Consider the following 1,114-nt stretch of genomic DNA (forward strand, 5'->3'; position numbering starts at 1 on the left):
AGCACTTATGTTGAACTGCGAGATTGCTTAAGCCCGAATCTGGAGTTAGTATTTGGTTATCGTGCAACAGAAGTTCGTGAACCCAGTCACAAATTTAATGCAACAGAATTTACAACCGTATTGTGGAGGTGATGAATAATAGACTTAATCGAAGAATATTCAACGTTCCTGACTCAATCGGGTAAGAGTATGAATACCATCAAGACGTACGTTCTAAATGTTCAGCAATATTTCAAGTGGTTCCGTGATACATACGCAATGGAATGCACGAAACTTTACCGTGAAAATGTTCTTGATTACAAAAGCTATCTTCTCAACATTAAAAAGTACAATGGCAAACATTTAAGTGCTAAAACTTGTAACGGACATATGAGCGCACTGATTTCTTACAATTCCTTTCTTGTAAAGATAGGCATTCAGAATGACGTTGTTATCAGTAAAGAAGATTTTTGTAAAGTTCAGATCGAATACGCTAATCCGTGCACAATTCAAAAAATGGAAGTTGAACAGTTCCGTCAAAAGATATTGGAGTCAGGGGACAAGCGATTATACGCGATCACGTCCTTACTCGCCTATACAGGAATTCGCATTAGTGAATTACTGAGCATTATGCTCTCGGATATCAACTTGCAGACGAAAGAGCTTGTTGTGCGGAAAGGAAAAGGTGGAAAGCAAAGGGTTGTTTATTTAAATAGCAAAGTCGTTAATGCAGTACGGGCATACATATCTGAGCGTCGCTCGGATAGTGAGTACCTCTTTCCGTCGCGAGAACGTGAAAGACTCGACAGAACAGTTGTCAACAAGCAATTCAGGCGGTTCAGTTCAGTCATTACGCCCCATTCTTTGAGACATTTTTTTGTCACTCGTTTACTTGAGTCGGGCTTCTCGATTCATGAAACCATGTCAATCGCGGGGCACTCAAATGTGAAGACAACCATGCTTTATGCCCACCCAAGCAGGGAAGAAATGAAACGGAAAGCGGAACTATTGTAGTTTGATTATAGGGGGCTTGTTGATGATTGAGCCAAATAGACCATCGGACAGGCGACCGAATGACGAACCGTTTTTTGTTTCCGAGGTTTGCCAGGATTGTGGGACGAAGTTGGTTTATTCA

Annotated in this window: 1 protein-coding gene; it reads left to right on the top strand. The window is 41.0% G+C overall.

Going from position 1 to position 1,114, the window contains the following annotated elements; translation table 11 throughout:
* The first annotated feature begins 147 nt into the window (after positions 1 to 147).
* Positions 148 to 993, top strand: coding sequence for a tyrosine-type recombinase/integrase (locus tag AAC01S_RS18480; RefSeq protein WP_281178150.1), 846 nt, complete (start codon positions 148 to 150; stop codon positions 991 to 993).
* Positions 994 to 1,114: the final 121 nt, after the last annotated feature.

The sequence above is a fragment of the Alicyclobacillus acidiphilus NBRC 100859 genome (assembly GCF_001544355.1).
Taxonomy (GTDB): domain Bacteria; phylum Bacillota; class Bacilli; order Alicyclobacillales; family Alicyclobacillaceae; genus Alicyclobacillus; species Alicyclobacillus acidiphilus.